13 protein-coding genes and 1 riboswitch are annotated in these 18,159 nt (G+C 52.2%); of the genes, 7 read left to right on the top strand and 6 right to left on the bottom strand.

Going from position 1 to position 18,159, the window contains the following annotated elements:
- Positions 1–66 precede the first annotated feature (66 nt).
- Positions 67–852: an NAD(+) diphosphatase gene (gene nudC, locus ABSH60_RS11125; RefSeq protein WP_056777993.1), complete on the bottom strand. Its 786-nt coding sequence runs from the start codon at positions 850–852 to the stop codon at positions 67–69.
- A gap of 104 nt (positions 853–956) precedes the next feature.
- Between nudC and ABSH60_RS11120 the strand changes: the two genes are divergently transcribed.
- From ABSH60_RS11120 to thiH, 7 genes are all read left to right on the top strand, one after another.
- Positions 957–1,472, top strand: a complete 516-nt coding sequence (locus ABSH60_RS11120; protein ID WP_056777988.1) for an Rsd/AlgQ family anti-sigma factor — start codon at positions 957–959, stop codon at positions 1,470–1,472.
- Positions 1,473–1,532: 60 nt separating this feature from the next.
- Positions 1,533–1,660: riboswitch (TPP riboswitch) on the top strand.
- Positions 1,661–1,782: 122 nt separating this feature from the next.
- On the top strand, positions 1,783–3,735 hold the full coding sequence (gene thiC / locus ABSH60_RS11115; protein ID WP_390973953.1) for a phosphomethylpyrimidine synthase ThiC: 1,953 nt from the start codon (positions 1,783–1,785) through the stop codon (positions 3,733–3,735).
- Positions 3,732–4,385: a thiamine phosphate synthase gene (thiE, locus tag ABSH60_RS11110; protein WP_390973951.1), complete on the top strand. Its 654-nt coding sequence runs from the start codon at positions 3,732–3,734 to the stop codon at positions 4,383–4,385. Before thiC ends, thiE begins: the two co-directional genes overlap by 4 nt.
- A complete protein-coding gene (locus tag ABSH60_RS11105; protein WP_390973949.1) occupies positions 4,378–5,127 on the top strand; it encodes a molybdopterin-synthase adenylyltransferase MoeB in 750 nt (249 codons plus the stop codon). The genes thiE and ABSH60_RS11105 overlap by 8 nt, the downstream gene beginning before the upstream one ends.
- Complete coding sequence (gene thiS, locus ABSH60_RS11100) at positions 5,124–5,324, top strand: sulfur carrier protein ThiS (protein WP_390973947.1); 201 nt, start codon at positions 5,124–5,126, stop codon at positions 5,322–5,324. Before ABSH60_RS11105 ends, thiS begins: the two co-directional genes overlap by 4 nt.
- A 1-nt stretch (position 5,325) precedes the next feature.
- Positions 5,326–6,105, top strand: coding sequence for a thiazole synthase (locus ABSH60_RS11095; RefSeq protein ID WP_390973945.1), 780 nt, complete (start codon positions 5,326–5,328; stop codon positions 6,103–6,105).
- On the top strand, positions 6,102–7,280 hold the full coding sequence (gene thiH / locus ABSH60_RS11090) for a 2-iminoacetate synthase ThiH (protein WP_390973943.1): 1,179 nt from the start codon (positions 6,102–6,104) through the stop codon (positions 7,278–7,280). The genes ABSH60_RS11095 and thiH overlap by 4 nt, the downstream gene beginning before the upstream one ends.
- A 237-nt stretch (positions 7,281–7,517) precedes the next feature.
- Here the strand turns inward: thiH and rpoC are convergent, their stop codons facing one another.
- The 5 genes from rpoC to rplA form a co-directional block, all read right to left on the bottom strand.
- Positions 7,518–11,741 (bottom strand): DNA-directed RNA polymerase subunit beta', encoded by a 4,224-nt coding sequence (rpoC, locus tag ABSH60_RS11085; protein ID WP_056777962.1) that lies wholly within the window; start codon positions 11,739–11,741, stop codon positions 7,518–7,520.
- A 91-nt stretch (positions 11,742–11,832) separates the two neighbouring features.
- Entirely contained in the window at positions 11,833–15,861 is a 4,029-nt protein-coding gene (gene rpoB, locus ABSH60_RS11080) for a DNA-directed RNA polymerase subunit beta (protein ID WP_056777959.1), read from the bottom strand.
- Between the two features lie 330 nt (positions 15,862–16,191).
- On the bottom strand, positions 16,192–16,557 hold the full coding sequence (gene rplL / locus ABSH60_RS11075) for a 50S ribosomal protein L7/L12 (RefSeq protein WP_013577410.1): 366 nt from the start codon (positions 16,555–16,557) through the stop codon (positions 16,192–16,194).
- Positions 16,558–16,623: 66 nt separating this feature from the next.
- Positions 16,624–17,121 (bottom strand): 50S ribosomal protein L10, encoded by a 498-nt coding sequence (gene rplJ / locus ABSH60_RS11070; RefSeq protein WP_390973940.1) that lies wholly within the window; start codon positions 17,119–17,121, stop codon positions 16,624–16,626.
- A gap of 331 nt (positions 17,122–17,452) precedes the next feature.
- Entirely contained in the window at positions 17,453–18,157 is a 705-nt protein-coding gene (gene rplA, locus ABSH60_RS11065; RefSeq protein WP_122097337.1) for a 50S ribosomal protein L1, read from the bottom strand.
- Positions 18,158–18,159: the final 2 nt, after the last annotated feature.

Here is an 18,159-nt window from a genome sequence, read left to right as displayed (position 1 = left end):
TTCTTTCCTTCAGTATTCGGGCGGCACGGCATTCATCTGGCGGCATTCTAACACGCAACACTTACGCTACACGTCGTCTTCATCGCTCGCGGCGCGGCATAGCGCCACAGTGTCTTCGATCAGTCGACGCGCGATGGTGCCCGGCGGCGGCAATAACGGCAGGGCGTCATAACGATACCAGCCCGCATTCAGCAGCTCTTTCGGATCGTGCTGAATATCACCGCTGTCATAGTCAGCCATAAAAGCCATCATCAGCGAATTCGGGAAAGGCCATGGCTGCGAGCTGACGTAGCGCACGTTTTTCACGCGAACGTGACTCTCTTCCATGACTTCGCGCGCCACGGTTTCTTCCAGCGTTTCGCCGACTTCAACAAAACCGGCCAGCACCGTGTGAATTCCGTTACGGTGGCGGACATGCTGCGCCAGCAGAATTTCATCACCCCGGCGGATAGCCACGATAATGCACGGCGCAATTTGCGGATAATAGCGTTCACGACAGTGGCTACAGAGCGCAGCCCACTCGGTTTTACTGACCTGCATTTCGTGGCCGCAGTAACCGCAGAATTTATGAGATCGATAAAATTCAGCCAGTTGCACACCGCGCCCGACCAGCTGGAATAATCCTCGATCCTGATCGAGCAACTGGCGGGCCGACACCATGTGGTTGTGCATCGCCTGACGCACCAGCCAGACCGGCTCGCCCTGCCACTCGCCAATCTGACGTGCCGTTTTGCCGGTCAGAGAGAATTGCGTTGCACTGCCAAACGGCAGTTCACCTTCAGGCAGCCATAGCTTGCCTTCATGGCTGATGACCCACCAGCCGTTATGTTGCTCTGTGATCTGTAATTCCATAATTGTTGTTGCATAACCTCGACGAGACTGACAATCTGAGACAGAAATTTAACATTAGTAACCTTCACATTTTGGTTACTTTTTTATCGCTCACGGAGTCAACCATGCTAAATCGTCTGGAAAGACTGACCCAACGCGTTGGTGGCAGTAATGAGTTAGTAGACCAATGGCTGCACGCGCGCAAAGAACTGCTGGTTGCATACTGCACACTGGTCGGTCTGAAACCCAATAAAGAAAAACATACCCCACTGAATGAAAAAGCGCTGGATAACTTTTGTCATAACCTGGTGGACTATCTCTCTGCCGGCCATTTCCATCTTTATCAGCGGATAATCGATGAAGTCGCCAGCGCAGGCAGCTCAGTTAAATCACAAGCTGCCAAAATATACCCTGCGCTGGAGCTGAACACTGAAACTATCATGGCTTTCCATGACAGTTACACAGAAAATGATATTGATGATGACAATGCTTTCGCCTTCCATTATGCATTATCCGATATTGGTGAAGCGTTGGATGCGCGTTTTCAGCTTGAAGATCAATTAATTATCCTGGCATTTGATCCGGTCGATGGCACACCTTTACCGCCTGCCAACGACGATCATCTCGCCAGACCGGCTTAAGCCGTTTGAAGTTTAGACCCTGCGAAGGGTTGTAGTTTTATCATCGGCCTCCTATATTGAGGCTTCTTGTCGGAGTGCCTAGCGCATAATTTTCCTCACGGAGATTACGCCAGGCTGAGACCGTTAATTCGGGATCCGCGGAACCTGATCGGGTTAGTACCCGCGAAGGGAACAAGAGTAATGTTATGCGTTTTGCGCGATTTGGCATCAGCCTGTATCAGGTCGCCTGCGCTAAACCGCCCATTTTTACTCCTGCCGTAAACCTCCAGACAAGCAATTTTCCATCACGTTTTTTTGCGAGGAATTTGCTATGTCGAGTACCCAAAAACCCGTTATTTCTGAAAAGAAACCCTCTGGTCGCCGTGAACAACGTGCGCAGGCTCAGTCGTTTATCGACAGCCTGCAGGGCGAAGCCTTTCCTAATTCCCGACGTATTTATCTGCAAGGCTCTCGCGCAGATCTCCGCGTGCCGATGCGTGAAATACAGCTCAGTCCGACGCTGACAGGCGGCGGCAAAGACAATCCAAAATACGAAGAGAACGAAGCCATCCCGGTGTATGAAACGGCCGGGCCTTATGGCGACCCGGAAGCGTCCATCGACGTTCATGCCGGGCTGGCAAAATGCCGCGCCAGCTGGATCGCCGACCGGGCTGATACCGAAGAACTTCCGCAGGTCAGCTCCGGCTTTACCCAGCAACGTCTGGCCGATGACGGATTGGATCACCTGCGCTTCGAACTTCTGCCGCGCCCGCGAAAAGCCATGTCCGGTAAAAATGTTACGCAGCTGCATTACGCGCGAAAAGGCATCATTACCCCTGAAATGGAATTCATCGCTCTTCGCGAAAATATGGGCCGCGAGCGGATCCGCGGCGAAGTATTGCGGCAGCAACATCCGGGTGAAAGTTTCGGTGCGCATCTTCCTGCCAATATCACGCCGGAGTTTGTACGTCAGGAAGTCGCCGCCGGTCGCGCGATTATTCCCGCCAATATCAATCATCCCGAATCAGAGCCAATGATCATTGGCCGAAACTTCCTGGTGAAGGTTAACGCCAATATCGGCAACTCCGCAGTGACGTCATCTATCGAAGAAGAAGTCGAGAAGCTGGTGTGGTCGACACGCTGGGGCGCAGACACGGTGATGGATCTCTCCACCGGTCGCTACATCCACGAAACCCGTGAGTGGATCCTGCGTAACAGCCCGGTGCCCATTGGTACAGTGCCGATTTATCAGGCGCTGGAGAAAGTGAACGGCGTTGCCGAAGACCTCAACTGGGAAATGTTCCGCGATACGCTCCTGGAGCAGGCCGAACAAGGCGTCGATTACTTCACTATCCATGCAGGCGTATTACTGCGTTATGTGCCGATGACCGCCAAACGGCTGACAGGTATTGTGTCGCGCGGCGGTTCGATTATGGCGAAATGGTGCCTTTCCCATCATCGCGAAAGTTTCCTGTTTGAACATTTCCGCGAAATCTGCGAAATCTGCGCAGCCTATGATGTTTCTCTTTCCTTGGGCGATGGCCTGCGTCCGGGTTCAATTCAGGATGCGAATGACGAAGCGCAATTCGCTGAATTACGCACGCTGGGCGAGCTGACCAAAATTGCCTGGGAATATGACGTGCAGGTGATGATCGAAGGGCCGGGGCATGTCCCCATGCAGATGATCCGCCGCAATATGACCGAAGAACTTGAGCACTGCCACGAAGCACCTTTCTATACGCTTGGGCCTCTGACCACCGATATCGCACCGGGTTATGACCATTTCACCTCCGGGATTGGTGCGGCAATGATTGGCTGGTTCGGCTGCGCCATGCTGTGTTATGTCACGCCGAAAGAACATCTCGGTCTGCCGAACAAAGAAGACGTTAAGCAGGGTCTGATTACCTACAAAATCGCAGCGCACGCCGCCGATTTAGCTAAAGGTCATCCGGGCGCGCAAATTCGTGATAATGCCATGTCGAAGGCGCGGTTCGAATTCCGCTGGGAAGATCAGTTTAACCTCGCGCTCGATCCGGCAACGGCGCGTGCCTATCACGATGAAACATTGCCGCAGGAATCCGGCAAAGTCGCACACTTCTGCTCAATGTGCGGCCCGAAATTCTGCTCCATGAAAATCACGCAGGAAGTGCGCGATTACGCCGCCGCACTGGAAGCTCAGGCGCAGCCGGTTGAGATCGTGGAATCAGGAATGGCACAGATGTCTGCTGAATTCCGTTCACGAGGCAGTGAGCTTTACCACCCTGCCACGGAGATCAACAAATGAATCCGTCCGCTCAGTCTTTTCCAGCCGTTCCCTTCCATCTCGGTTTATACCCGGTCGTGGATACCGTGGAATGGATTGCCCGCCTGCTGGAGGCGGGCGTTAAAACGCTGCAACTGCGGGTGAAAGACTTACCCGATGAGGAAGTTGAACCGGCGGTTATCGAGGCCATCGCGCTGGGGAAAAAATATCAGGCGCGGTTATTCATCAATGATTACTGGCGACTGGCAGTAAAACATCAGGCATACGGCGTGCATCTCGGGCAGGAGGATCTGGACACTGCCGATTTGCAGGCCATTTATCAGGCCGGTCTGCGCCTGGGCGTTTCGACGCATGACGACGCAGAACTGGCGCGTGCCGTGGCGGTCAACCCTTCTTACATCGCTCTCGGGCATATCTTCCCGACACAAACCAAAGATATGCCGTCTGCCCCGCAGGGTCTGGCAGAACTGACCCGACACATTAAGCAACTCGACGGCAGTTTTCCGACGGTAGCCATCGGCGGTATCAGCATTGAACGCGCGCCGTCGGTTCTCGATTGCGGTGTCGGCAGCATCGCAGTGGTCAGCGCGATTACCCAGGCGTCAGACTGGCGAGCCGCCACCGCCGAACTGCTGGCCTTATGCGCCAGCAAGGTGCCGGAAGATGCTTAACGATGCGGCCTTTATGCGCTACAGCCGCCAGCTGATGCTGGAGGAATTCGGCCCGCAGGCGCAGGAAAAATTGCAGGCCGCTAAAGTGCTGATTGTCGGGCTTGGCGGTTTGGGCTCTCCCGCCGCCTTGTATCTGGCGGCGGCGGGCGTGGGCACGCTGTTTCTGGCCGATGACGATCAGGTCCATCTCACTAATCTGCAAAGACAAATTCTTTACCGTACGGCAGATCTGGATCAGCCCAAAGCCACAGTGGCAAAGCGCGAATTGCTACGCCTTAATCCGTTATGTGAAATCATTGCTCTCACTCAAAGGCTGACCGGGGAGGCATTGCAGCAGGCCGTAGCGGGTGCCGATGTCGTTTTGGATTGCAGCGACAACATGGAAACCCGACATGCGGTCAACAAAGCCTGCGTGGATACCGGCAAAACGTTAATCAGCGGCAGTGCCGTCGGATTCAGCGGGCAGTTACTGGTCATTCAGACACCCTACGCGCATGGCTGTTATGCCTGTCTCTATCCGGATCGGGAAACCGTGCAGCGTAACTGCCGCACTTCCGGCGTGCTTGGCCCGGTCGTTGGCACCATCGGCACGTTACAGGCGCTGGAAGCTCTGAAAATACTGGCGGGGTTGCCCAGCACATTGAACGGGAAGCTGCGGCTGTTCGACGGTAAAACGCAAAACTGGCGTTCGCTGCAACTTACACGGTCATCCGGCTGTGCCGTCTGCGGAGGCAACGCGTGAACATTTTCGTCAATGATGAATCACACCCGTTCAGTCAGCCGCTTACCCTGCTCACCCTGCTCAGTGAACTGACGTTAAATCCGGCCGGCTGCGCGCTGGCGGTTAATCAGGTCATTGTTCCGCGGGAAAGCTGGTCGTCTCACTTACTGGAAGACGGCGATGAAATATTGCTCTTTCAGGCCATTGCCGGAGGATGACATGTTAAAAATTGCTGATACCACCTTCACCTCGCACCTGTTCACGGGAACAGGAAAATTTGCCAGCGCCACGCTGATGCAACAGGCACTGGCAGCGTCCGGTTCTCAGCTGGTGACGATGGCGATGAAACGCGTGGACCTTCGCCGTGGCGGAGATGACATCCTTGCGCCGCTGCAACAGCTTGGTGTCCGTTTGCTGCCCAATACTTCCGGGGCCAAAACGGCAGAGGAAGCCATATTTGCCGCGCAACTGGCAAGAGAAGCCCTGGGGACGAACTGGATAAAACTGGAAATTCATCCCGATGTAAAATATCTGCTGCCCGATGCCGTTGAAACGCTGAAAGCCGCAGAGACGTTGGTGAAACAGGGATTCGTGGTATTGCCGTATTGCAGCGCGGACCCGGTGCTGTGCAAGCGTCTGGAGGAAGCGGGTTGCGCCGCCGTTATGCCACTCGGCGCGCCGATCGGTTCCAATCAGGGGCTGCAAACCCGCGAGTTTCTGCACATTATCATTGAGCAGTCGCGGGTTCCGGTGGTCGTCGATGCAGGAATTGGGGCGCCGAGCCAGGCCGCCGAAGCGCTGGAAATCGGGGCTGATGCGGTACTGGTCAATACCGCGATTGCCGTCGCTGGCGATCCGGTCGCGATGGCAAAAGCCTTCCGGCTGGCGGTTGAGGCAGGCGTGATCGCCAGACAAAGCGGTTTAGGTGGCAGACAGCGACACGCCAGCGCATCCAGCCCGCTGACCGGCTTCCTCACAACCGCGCAGGCGGCGTCATGAGCAACTTTACGGATGTCTGGTCAACGCTCGACTGGGATGACCTTTCCCTGCGTATCAACAGTAAAACCTCCCGTGATGTCGAACGGGCGCTCAGCCGGAATAAGATCGACCGGGAAGATTTTATGGCGCTGATTTCTCCGGCAGCGCTGCCTTATCTCGAACCTATGGCGCAACGCGCGCAACAGCTCACGCGCCAGCGGTTCGGCAATACGGTGAATTTCTTCGCACCGCTCTATTTATCCAATCTTTGCGCCAACGAATGTACGTATTGCGGCTTTTCGATGAGCAATAAAATCAAACGCAAAACCCTGGATGAAGATGAAATCAGGCGGGAATGTGAAGCGCTGAACGCGCTGGGCTTCAAACATCTGTTGCTGGTCACTGGCGAACATAAAGGGAAAGTCGGCATGGACTATTTTCGCCGTCATTTCCCCACGATCAGAAGTCATTTTGATTCGCTGATGATCGAGGTTCAGCCGCTGCAACAGGAGGAATATGCCGAGCTGAAAACGCTGGGGCTGGACGGCGTGCTGGTTTATCAGGAAACCTATCACGCGCCAACGTATGCCTTGCATCATCTGCGCGGGCAGAAGCAGGATTTCTTCTGGCGGCTCGAAACACCGGACCGGCTCGGTCAGGCGGGAATCGATAAAATCGGGCTGGGCGCGCTGTTCGGGCTTTCAGGAAACTGGCGGACAGACAGTTATATGGTGGCGGAGCATTTGTTGTATCTGCAACAAACTTACTGGCAAAGCCGCTATTCGGTGGCGTTTCCGAGATTGCGCCCATGTACCGGCGGAATCGAACCGGCCTCGCTGCTGGAAGAAAGTCAACTGGTACAACTGATTTGCGCATTCAGGATGCTTGCTCCCGACGTCGAGCTTTCCTTGTCGACACGTGAATCGCCCTACTTTCGCGATCACGTCATTCCACTGGCGATCAACACCGTCAGCGCCGGATCGAAAACTCAGCCAGGCGGGTATGCTGACGATCATCCTGAACTGGAACAATTCGCGCCTCATGACAATCGCTCGCCGCAAAGTGTGGCTGCCGCATTAACTCTGGCAGGGCTTCAGCCGGTGTGGAAAGACTGGGACAGTTTTTTGGGGCGCGCCTCGCAGGAAAATGTCGGTAGAAAGCAAACCGGTAATCTCTCAGGAATGCGAATTCCATAAACCGTTTTTGCCTCTCGCGCATCTCTGGCGGGAGTATTACTGTGCGTTTGCCGCTGCACATTCGCAACCGGCCGGCGCCATTCATCCCGGCGCTGCTTCCAAAACAGCCGGAACAGAGTATCTGTCCAGTACCCTGTTCCGGCACCTCTTTGACTCCCTCAACATCATCTTCACTGATTTCAGGCAAAAAAAAACCGCTCCCTAAGGAGCGGCTTTATGCGTTTCGACAGAAGACGATTACTCGTCGTTGCTGTTACCGAAACCTGCGTTCAGAAGTTCAGCCAGGTTAGCCGTTGCTTCATCCGCGCTTACCTGCGGTACAACTGGCACTTCACCCTGTGCTTTACGACGAGCACGTTCCTGATGGTAAGAGTAACCGGTACCGGCTGGGATCAGACGACCCACGATAACGTTCTCTTTCAGGCCACGCAGTTCATCACGCTTACCGGCAACTGCCGCTTCGGTAAGAACGCGCGTGGTTTCCTGGAACGACGCAGCGGAGATGAAGGATTCGGTCGCCAAAGATGCTTTGGTGATACCGAGCAGGTCACGGCTGAATGTTGCCGTGATTTTGCCTTCAGCTTCCAGCTTACGGTTAGCGATTTTAACGCGAGACATTTCTGCCTGCTCGCCTTCCAGGAAGTCTGTGCCACCAGCGCTAACGATGGTGCCTTTACGCAACATCTGACGAACGATAACTTCGATGTGTTTATCGTTAATCTTAACGCCTTGCAGACGGTAAACTTCCTGCACTTCGTTGGTGATGTAGCGGGTAACCGCGTGAACACCACGAAGACGCAGAATGTCGTGCGGAGACTCAGGGCCATCGGATACGACGTCACCACGTTCCACAATTTCGCCTTCGAACACGTTCAGCTGGCGCCATTTCGGGATCATTTCTTCGTAAGCATCGCTGCCATCCAACGGAGAAATTACCAGACGACGTTTGCCTTTGGTTTCTTTACCGAAGGAGATGATCCCGCTGATTTCAGCAAGGATTGCAGGCTCTTTCGGACGACGTGCTTCGAACAGGTCAGCAACGCGTGGCAGACCACCGGTGATGTCCTTGGTACCGCCGGATTCCTGAGGAATACGCGCCAGGGTGTCACCAGAGTGGATCTGCGTACCATCTTCCAGCTGAACAATCGCTTTACCTGGCAGGAAGTATTGAGCAGGCATATCTGTACCTGGGATCAATACGTCGTCGCCTTTAGCATCAACGATTTTCAGTGCCGGACGCAGGTCTTTACCGCTACCGGTACGCTCTGCAGAATCCAGAACTACCAGAGAAGACAAACCGGTCAGGTCATCTGTCTGACGTGTAATGGTCTGAGTATCAACCATATCGGCAAAGCGAATGAAACCACTCACTTCACTGATAACTGGCATGGTGTGCGGATCCCAGTTAGCAACGGTTTCGCCGCCGTTAACAGATGCGCCATCACCTTTGCCCATCACGGAACCGTAAGGCACTTTATAGCTTTCTTTGGTACGACCGAATTCGTCGATCAATTTCAGCTCAGTGTTACGGGAAGTGATAACCAGTTTGCCGTTAGAGTTGCTAACGTGCTTGTGGTTGCTCAGTTTAATGGTACCGGTGTTCTTAACCTGAATGCTGGATTCTGCTGCCGCACGAGATGCCGCACCACCGATGTGGAACGTACGCATCGTCAGCTGGGTACCCGGCTCACCGATGGACTGTGCTGCAATAACACCGATCGCTTCACCTTTGTTGATGATGTGACCACGTGCCAGGTCGCGACCGTAGCAGTTTGCACACACACCAAAGTCAGTTTCGCAACTTACGACTGAACGTACTTTCACGCTGTCGACGGAGTTCTCTTCTAACAGATCACACGTCTTCTCGTGAAGCAGGGTGTTACGTGGAACCAGGATATCCGCCGTACCCGGCTTGAGGATATCTTCTGCAGTCACACGACCCAGTACACGTTCACGCAGTGGTTCTTTAACGTCGCCACCTTCGATGACCGGAGTCATCATGATGCCTTCGTGAGTTCCACAGTCGTCTTCGGTCACAACCAGATCCTGCGCCACGTCAACCAGACGACGGGTCAGATAACCGGAGTTAGCCGTTTTCAGTGCGGTATCCGCCAAGCCTTTACGCGCACCGTGAGTAGAGATGAAGTACTGGAGTACGTTCAGACCTTCACGGAAGTTCGCGGTGATTGGCGTTTCAATGATGGAACCATCTGGTTTCGCCATCAGGCCACGCATACCGGCCAGCTGACGAATCTGTGCAGCAGAACCACGCGCACCGGAGTCGGCCATCATAAAGATACTGTTGAAGGAAACCTGCTGTTCAACAACACCGTCACGGTTGACGACGTCTTCAACAGACAAGTTTTCCATCATTGCCTTAGCAACACGTTCGTTGGCCGCAGCCCAGATGTCGATCACTTTGTTATAGCGTTCGCCAGCAGTTACCAGACCAGACTGGAACTGTTCCTGGATTTCAGCAACTTCGGTTTCTGCTTCTTCGATGATCTCTGCTTTCTTCGCAGGGATTACCATGTCATCGATACCGACTGACGCGCCTGAACGGGCAGCGTAAGCAAAACCGGTGTACATGATCTGGTCAGCAAAAATAACGGTCGGCTTCAGGCCCAAAATGCGGTAACAGGTGTTCAGCATTTTGGAGATAGCTTTTTTGCCCAGAGGCTGGTTGACGATGGAGAACGGCAGACCTTTAGGTACGATCATCCAAAGGATGGCGCGACCTACAGTCGTGTCGATAATCGACGTCTTGTGCGTAACTTCGCCTTCGGTATTTTTGATCTCTTCAGTGATACGCACTTTGACACGCGCATGCAGAGAGGCCAAACCGGCGCGGTAAATACGCTCAGCTTCTTTAGGACCGGTCAGAACCATGCCTTCGCCTTTGGCGTTAACACAGTCACGGGTCATGTAGTACAGACCCAATACAACGTCCTGAGAAGGAACGATGATTGGCTCGCCGTTCGCAGGTGACAGGATGTTGTTGGTAGACATCATCAACGCACGCGCTTCCAGCTGAGCTTCCAGCGTCAACGGTACGTGAACAGCCATCTGGTCACCATCGAAGTCGGCGTTATATGCCGCACAAACCAGCGGGTGCAGCTGAATTGCTTTACCTTCGATCAGAACCGGTTCAAACGCCTGGATACCCAAACGGTGCAGGGTTGGTGCACGGTTCAGCAGTACCGGGTGTTCGCGGATAACTTCGTCCAGGATATCCCAAACGACAGCTTCTTCGCGCTCAACCATTTTCTTCGCGGCTTTGATGGTGGTGGCCAGGCCACGCAGTTCCAGCTTGCCGTAAATGAACGGTTTGAACAGTTCCAGTGCCATTTTCTTCGGCAGACCACACTGGTGCAGACGCAGGTATGGACCTACGGTGATAACGGAACGACCAGAGTAGTCGACACGTTTACCCAGCAAGTTCTGACGGAAACGACCCTGTTTACCTTTAATCATGTCTGCCAGAGATTTCAGCGGACGCTTGTTAGAGCCGGTGATTGCACGACCGCGACGGCCGTTATCCAGCAAAGCATCTACCGCTTCTTGCAGCATACGTTTTTCGTTACGTACGATGATGTCTGGCGCAGCCAGATCCAGCAGGCGTTTCAGACGGTTATTACGGTTGATAACGCGACGATACAGATCGTTCAGATCCGACGTAGCGAAACGGCCGCCGTCCAACGGAACCAATGGACGCAAGTCTGGCGGCAGTACCGGCAGCACGGTCAGGATCATCCACTCTGGTTTGTTACCAGACTGAACGAACGCTTCCAGCAGCTTGATACGCTTAGTCAGCTTTTTACGTTTGGTTTCGGAGTTAGTTTCGTTCAACTCTTCACGCAGTTGCTCGCACTCTGCTTCCAGATCCATGTTTTTCAACAGGGCCTGAATAGCTTCCGCACCCATCTTCGCGTCGAACTCATCACCAAACTCTTCCAACGCATCCAGATACTGCTCTTCAGTCAGGATCTGGCGTTTTTCGAGGTTAGTCATGCCGCCTTCGATAACCACATAGGATTCGAAGTACAGAACACGTTCGATGTCACGCAGTGGCATATCCAACAGCAAACCGATGCGCGATGGCAGCGATTTCAGGAACCAGATGTGTGCAGTCGGGGAAGCCAGTTCGATGTGGCCCATACGCTCACGGCGTACTTTAGTCTGGGTCACTTCAACGCCGCACTTCTCGCAGATCACGCCGCGATGTTTTAAACGCTTGTACTTACCGCACAGGCATTCGTAGTCTTTTACTGGTCCGAAGATACGGGCACAGAAAAGGCCGTCACGTTCTGGTTTGAACGTACGGTAGTTAATGGTTTCTGGCTTCTTAACTTCACCAAAAGACCAAGAACGGATCATGTCTGGCGATGCCAGAGCAATTTTGATCGCATCAAACTCTTCGGTCTTAGTTTGCGCTTTCAGAAACTTTAGTAAGTCTTTCACGGATTGGCTCCCGTCGGGTTAGACCTGTTAGGCACCTGCTGTCTATTGCTAAACAGGCAGGTGCCCCTGTGATCAATGCGAATTCGAGTACTTACTCGTCTTCCAGCTCGATGTTGATACCCAGAGAGCGGATTTCTTTCAACAATACGTTGAAGGATTCCGGCATGCCTGGTTCCATCCGGTGATCGCCATCCACGATGTTTTTATACATCTTGGTACGGCCGTTCACGTCATCGGACTTAACAGTCAGCATTTCCTGCAGGGTATACGCGGCACCGTATGCTTCCAGTGCCCATACTTCCATCTCACCGAAGCGCTGACCACCGAACTGAGCTTTACCACCCAGCGGCTGCTGAGTGACGAGGCTGTAAGAACCGGTAGAACGCGCGTGCATTTTATCGTCAACCAGGTGGTTCAGTTTCAGCATGTACATGTAGCCGACGGTAACCTGGCGCTCGAATTGCTCGCCGGTACGGCCGTCAAACAGTGTGATCTGGCCAGAGGTTGGGATTCCGCCCATTTCAAGCAATTGCTTGATCTCTGTCTCTTTCGCACCGTCGAAGACTGGTGTTGCGATTGGCATACCTTTTTTCAGGTTCTCAGCCAGACGCAATACTTCGTCATCGGTAAAGGTGGTCAGATCCACTTTCTGACGTACGTCGTCGCCCAGATCATAGGCACGCTGGATGAACTCGCGCAGCTTAGAAACTTCTTCATGTTTCTTCAGCATGGCATTGATTTTTTCACCAATACCTTTCGCGGCCATACCCAGGTGGGTTTCTAAAATCTGACCAATGTTCATACGTGATGGAACGCCCAACGGGTTCAGTACGATATCAACAGGAGTTCCGTTTTCATCGTAAGGCATATCTTCGATCGGGTTGATCTTGGAGATAACACCTTTGTTACCGTGGCGGCCTGCCATTTTGTCACCAGGTTGGATCTGACGTTTAACGGCCAGATACACTTTAACGATTTTCAGCACACCTGGTGCCAGGTCATCGCCCTGAGTGATCTTACGACGCTTAGCTTCGAGTTTTTTCTCAAACTCGGATTTCAGTTCGTCGTACTGTTCAGCAAGCTGTTCCAACTGATTCTGTTTGTCTTCGTCAGTCAGTGACAGTTCTAACCAACGATCGCGAGGCAATTTGCCCAGCTTGTCAGCTTCAACACCGCCAGCAACCAGCGCAGACTGGATACGTGCAAACAGACCGGCTTCCAGAATTTGCAGCTCTTCAGTCAGGTCTTTCTTAGCCTGTTTCAGCTGCATTTCTTCGATTTCTAACGCACGTTTGTCTTTTTCCACGCCATCGCGGGTGAAGACCTGAACGTCAATAATCGTACCGGAAACGCCGTTTGGTACACGCAGAGAAGAGTCTTTAACGTCAGACGCTTTCTCACCGAAGATCGCACGCAGCAGTTTCTCTTCTGGCGTCAGCTGGGTTTCACCTTTAGGCGTCACCTTACCAACCAGAATGTCACCACCGGTCACTTCAGCACCGATATAAACGATACCGGATTCATCCAGTTTAGAGAGTGCAGCTTCACCCACGTTAGGGATGTCAGCAGTGATCTCTTCAGGCCCTAACTTGGTGTCGCGGGACACACATGCCAGTTCCTGGATATGGATAGTGGTGAAGCGGTCTTCCTGCACTACACGTTCGGAGACCAAGATGGAGTCTTCGAAGTTGTAACCGTTCCAAGGCATGAACGCGACACGCATGTTCTGACCCAGTGCCAGTTCGCCCAGATCTGTTGACGGACCATCTGCCAGCACGTCGCCGCGCTCGATAGGTTCGCCCAGATTCACACACGGCATCTGATTGATGCAGGTGTTCTGGTTAGAACGGGTGTACTTAGTCAGGTTATAAATGTCGATACCTGCTTCGCCTGGATTCATCTCATCTTCGTTTACACGAATAACGATACGGGATGCATCCACGTACTGAACTGTACCACCGCGTTTAGCTACGGCAGTAACACCGGAGTCAACCGCAACAGCACGTTCCATACCAGTACCCACCAGCGGCTTATCAGCACGCAGAGTTGGAACTGCCTGACGTTGCATGTTCGCACCCATCAATGCACGGTTGGCGTCATCGTGTTCCAGGAATGGAATCAGAGAAGCACCAACGGAGACGATCTGCTGGGTGGAAACGTCCATGTAGTCAACCTGATCGCGGCTAAACAGGCTTGATTCGCCTTTGCTACGACAAGTGACTAAATCTTCCAGGAAGTGGCCTTCGTCATCCAGGTTGGAGTTCGCCTGAGCGATAACAAAGTTGCCTTCTTCGATGGCAGACAGGTAGTTAATTTCATCGGTAACCATACCTTCACGCACACGGCGGTAAGGGGTTTCCAGGAAACCATACTCATTGGTCTGTGCATACACAGACAAGGAGTTGATCAGACCGATGTTTGGACCTTCTGGCGTTTCGATTGGACATACGCGACCGTAGTGCGTCGGGTGTACGTCTCGAACTTCAAAGCCAGCACGTTCACGGGTCAAACCGCCCGGGCCCAATGCAGAGATACGACGTTTGTGCGTAATCTCAGACAACGGGTTGTTCTGATCCATAAATTGTGACAGCTGGCTTGAACCGAAGAACTCTTTCACCGCAGCCGAAATTGGCTTCGCGTTGATCATGTCCTGAGGCATCAGGGTATCGAGGTCACCAAGAGACAGACGCTCTTTAACAGCACGCTCAACACGAACCAAACCTACACGGAATTGGTTTTCAGCCATTTCGCCGACAGAACGAATACGACGGTTGCCCAAGTGGTCAATATCATCCACTTCGCCCTGGCCGTTACGAATGCCGATCAGCTTTCTCATGACCTGGATGATGTCGTCTTTGCTCAGGATACCTGAACCTTCGATTTCATCACGCAGCAGAGAACGGTTGAACTTCATACGACCTACAGCAGACAGGTCGTAACGATCTTCGGAGAAGAACAGGTTCTCGAACAGAGTTTCAGCTGCTTCACGCGTTGGTGGTTCACCAGGACGCATCATGCGATAGATCTCAACCAGCGCGCTCAGGCGATCGCTGGTTGGGTCGACGCGGATTGTCTCGGACATGTACGCGCCATGGTCGAGATCGTTGGTGAACAACGTTTCAATGGTTTTGTGTCCGGCCTGGCTCAGTTTAGCCAGTAAATCCAGAGACAATTCCATATTCGCAGGAACAATCAGCTCACCGGTATTGGTGTCGATGTAGTCTTTAGCAACTACTTTCCCTGCGATGTACTCAACAGGAACTTCGATGCGCTGAATGTCGTCTTTTTCAAGCTGACGAATATGGCGGGCAGTGATACGGCGGCCTTTCTCGATATAGACTTTGCCGTCAGCTTCGATATCAAACGAGGCTGTTTCACCACGCAGGCGCTCAGGTACCAGCTCCATCTGCAACTTGTTGTCGCGGATCTGGTAAGTCACCTTTTCAAAGAACAGGTCAAGGATCTGCTCTGTGGTATAGCTTAATGCACGCAGAATGATGGTCGCTGGCAATTTACGGCGACGGTCAATACGTACAAACAGGTTATCTTTCGGGTCAAACTCGAAATCTAACCATGAACCGCGATAAGGGATGATACGTGCGTTGTACAGCACTTTACCCGAGGAGTGGGTTTTACCCTTATCACTGTCGAAGAATACACCTGGACTACGGTGAAGCTGAGATACGATAACCCTCTCAGTACCGTTAATCACAAAGGTACCATTTTCGGTCATGAGCGGAATTTCGCCCATATAGACTTCTTGTTCCTTGATGTCTTTGACCGTACCTTCTGGTGCCTCACGCTCGTAGATAACCAGACGCAGTTTCACACGCAATGGCGCGGAGAAAGTTACACCACGGATCTGGCATTCTTTAACGTCGAATACTGGCTCACCAAGACGGTAGCTAACGTATTGCAGCTCAGAATTGCCGCTGTAGCTTTTGATAGGAAATACAGAACGGAATGCAGCTTCCAAACCGTGCTGGCCTTCCGGATCTTGCTCGATAAACTTCTGGAACGAGTCAAGCTGGATAGAAAGGAGAAAGGGAATGTCCAAAACTTGTGGACGCTTACCAAAATCCTTACGAATGCGTTTTTTCTCGGTATAGGAGTAAACCATAGGGTTCCTCAGCTCGCTGATCAGTGACCCAATCTTGTCTGCCCTGAGAAGGACAGTTCATGCAACACCGTTTATGTCGATCGGAAAGCAGAAACGCTTTCCGCAATATCTGTTTCTATCACTCTTAAATCATTTCGTTGTGCATTATCTATGGATGAGCCATAGCAAGCGGCATCAATATATTAAGGCGTCTCAAGAAGAGATATTAGAGTAGTTCAGTGCTCAAACAGTGTGAAACACCACTGACACTCTATAGCGCAAAAAGGCTGGTGACTAAAAAGTCACCAGCCATCAGTCTGTTAGGACAGACTGCACTCCGGGAAGTTAAACTTACTTAACTTCAACAGAAGCACCAGCTTCTTCCAGAGATTTTTTCAGAGCTTCAGCGTCGTCTTTGCTGATGCCTTCTTTCAGAGCTGCTGGAGCAGACTCAACCAGGTCTTTTGCTTCTTTCAGACCCAGGCCAGTCGCGGTACGAACAGCTTTGATAACTGCAACTTTGTTCGCGCCAACAGCAGCCAGAACAACGTCGAACTCAGTTTTTTCTTCAACAGCTTCAGCAGCAGCAGCAGGACCTGCAACAGCAGCAGCAGCAGAAACGCCGAATTTTTCTTCCATAGCGGAGATCAGTTCAACGATTTCCATTACAGACAGAGCTGCAACGCCTTCAATGATTTGTTCTTTAGTGATTGACATTTCAAGTGTTCCTAGAATTCAGAAATAGTTTATACGTAAGCAAATGAACGAGATAAAAAAGGCTGATTAAGCAGCTTCTTTCTGATCGCGTACAGCAGCCAGAGTGCGAACCAATTTGCCTGCAGAGGCTTCTTTCATGGTTGCCATCAGGCGTGCGATTGCTTCTTCGTAAGTAGGCAGAGTTGCCAAGCGGTCGATTTGAGCCGCAGAGATAAACTCACCTTCAAAGGCCGCAGCTTTAACCTCAAATCTTGCATTCGCTTTAGCGAAATCTTTGAACAGACGGGCAGCAGCGCCTGGGTGTTCAGTAGAGAATGCAATCAAGGTTGGACCGACAAACGTGTCTTTCAGGCACTCAAACTGAGTACCTTCTACGACGCGACGCATCAAGGTGTTACGAACAACACGCATGTAAACGCCAGCTTCACGACCTGCTTTACGCAGTTCAGTCATTTTATCTACAGTTACGCCACGGGAATCCGCAACAACCGCAGACAGCGCGCCTTTGGCTACTTCGATGACTTCAGCAACAATCGCTTGTTTGTCTTGAAGATTTAATGCCATTAGCTTTTTGCTCCTGGATTTAGCCGGGGAAAATCCCCGGAACTCACATCACTTGTTATCGAGATCGATATCAAGCGTTCAAACACGGTGAGCAGAGAATCCAGCAAAGACAAATCTTAATTAATAATAAAAAAGAAATACTTTCTTCAGGCTCTGTCACCGTCTACGCAGGAAGGATTAAGTCCCTTACGGGACACCTGCGGTCTTGGACGGAGGCCTGGATAGGCCAGGCTCCAACCGAAAAATTCTTGGTTTCGCATTAACGAAACAACGGGCGATAGATTCTATACAAATCCACCACCCGCGTAAAGCGATAAACACAGGTAGTTAATTAGTTAACTACTGCGCTCAGGCCGCTTTGATCAACAGCAACACCTGCGCCCATTGTAGTGGACAGGCTTACTTTCTTGATGAAAACGCCTTTAGCCTGGGAAGGCTTCGCTTTTTTCAGCGCGATCAGCAGAGCTTCAAGGTTTTCTTTCAGCTTGTCTGACTCGAAATCAACCTTACCGATAGTGGTATGGATGATGCCGTTTTTGTCGTTACGATAACGAACCTGACCTGCTTTAGCGTTCTTAACCGCTTCAGCAACGTTAGGAGTTACAGTACCAACTTTCGGGTTAGGCATCAGGCCGCGTGGACCCAGTACCTGACCTAATTGGCCAACAACGCGCATTGCATCTGGAGATGCGATAACAACGTCGAAGTTCATTTCGCCTTTTTTGATCTGATCAGCCAGATCTTCCATGCCTACCAGTTCAGCGCCTGCAGCTTTAGCAGCTTCAGCGTTAGCACCTTGAGCGAAGACGGCAACGCGAACAGAACGACCGGTGCCGTGTGGCAGAACGGTTGCACCGCGAACGTTTTGATCAGATTTACGTGCGTCGATGCCGAGGTTAACGGCAACGTCCACGCTTTCTACGAATTTAGCAGTGGCCAGCTCTTTGAGCAGAGCAACGGCTTCGGTGATGTCATACTGTTTAGTAGCATCAACTTTGTCACGGATCACGCGCATGCGCTTGGTCAGCTTAGCCATCT

Source organism: Rahnella sp. R3(2024), assembly GCF_042920125.1.
Classification (GTDB): domain Bacteria; phylum Pseudomonadota; class Gammaproteobacteria; order Enterobacterales; family Enterobacteriaceae; genus Rahnella; species Rahnella rivi.
The sequence above is the reverse complement of the archived record's forward strand: the minus strand, read 5'-3'. Positions and strand labels throughout refer to the sequence as shown.

What these genes read in the sequence shown, in the direction of transcription:
- rplJ (WP_390973940.1), bottom strand. Translation starts at nt 17,121, where the DNA reads ATGGCATTAAATCTTCAAGACAAACAAGCGATTGTTGCTGAAGTCATC.
- rplA (WP_122097337.1), bottom strand. Translation starts at nt 18,157, where the DNA reads ATGGCTAAGCTGACCAAGCGCATGCGCGTGATCCGTGACAAAGTTGAT.
- thiH (WP_390973943.1), top strand. Translation starts at nt 6,102, where the DNA reads ATGAGCAACTTTACGGATGTCTGGTCAACGCTCGACTGGGATGACCTT.
- nudC (WP_056777993.1), bottom strand. Translation starts at nt 852, where the DNA reads ATGGAATTACAGATCACAGAGCAACATAACGGCTGGTGGGTCATCAGC.
- ABSH60_RS11120 (WP_056777988.1), top strand. Translation starts at nt 957, where the DNA reads ATGCTAAATCGTCTGGAAAGACTGACCCAACGCGTTGGTGGCAGTAAT.
- ABSH60_RS11105 (WP_390973949.1), top strand. Translation starts at nt 4,378, where the DNA reads ATGCTTAACGATGCGGCCTTTATGCGCTACAGCCGCCAGCTGATGCTG.
- thiE (WP_390973951.1), top strand. Translation starts at nt 3,732, where the DNA reads ATGAATCCGTCCGCTCAGTCTTTTCCAGCCGTTCCCTTCCATCTCGGT.
- rplL (WP_013577410.1), bottom strand. Translation starts at nt 16,557, where the DNA reads ATGTCAATCACTAAAGAACAAATCATTGAAGGCGTTGCAGCTCTGTCT.
- thiC (WP_390973953.1), top strand. Translation starts at nt 1,783, where the DNA reads ATGTCGAGTACCCAAAAACCCGTTATTTCTGAAAAGAAACCCTCTGGT.
- ABSH60_RS11095 (WP_390973945.1), top strand. Translation starts at nt 5,326, where the DNA reads ATGTTAAAAATTGCTGATACCACCTTCACCTCGCACCTGTTCACGGGA.
- rpoB (WP_056777959.1), bottom strand. Translation starts at nt 15,861, where the DNA reads ATGGTTTACTCCTATACCGAGAAAAAACGCATTCGTAAGGATTTTGGT.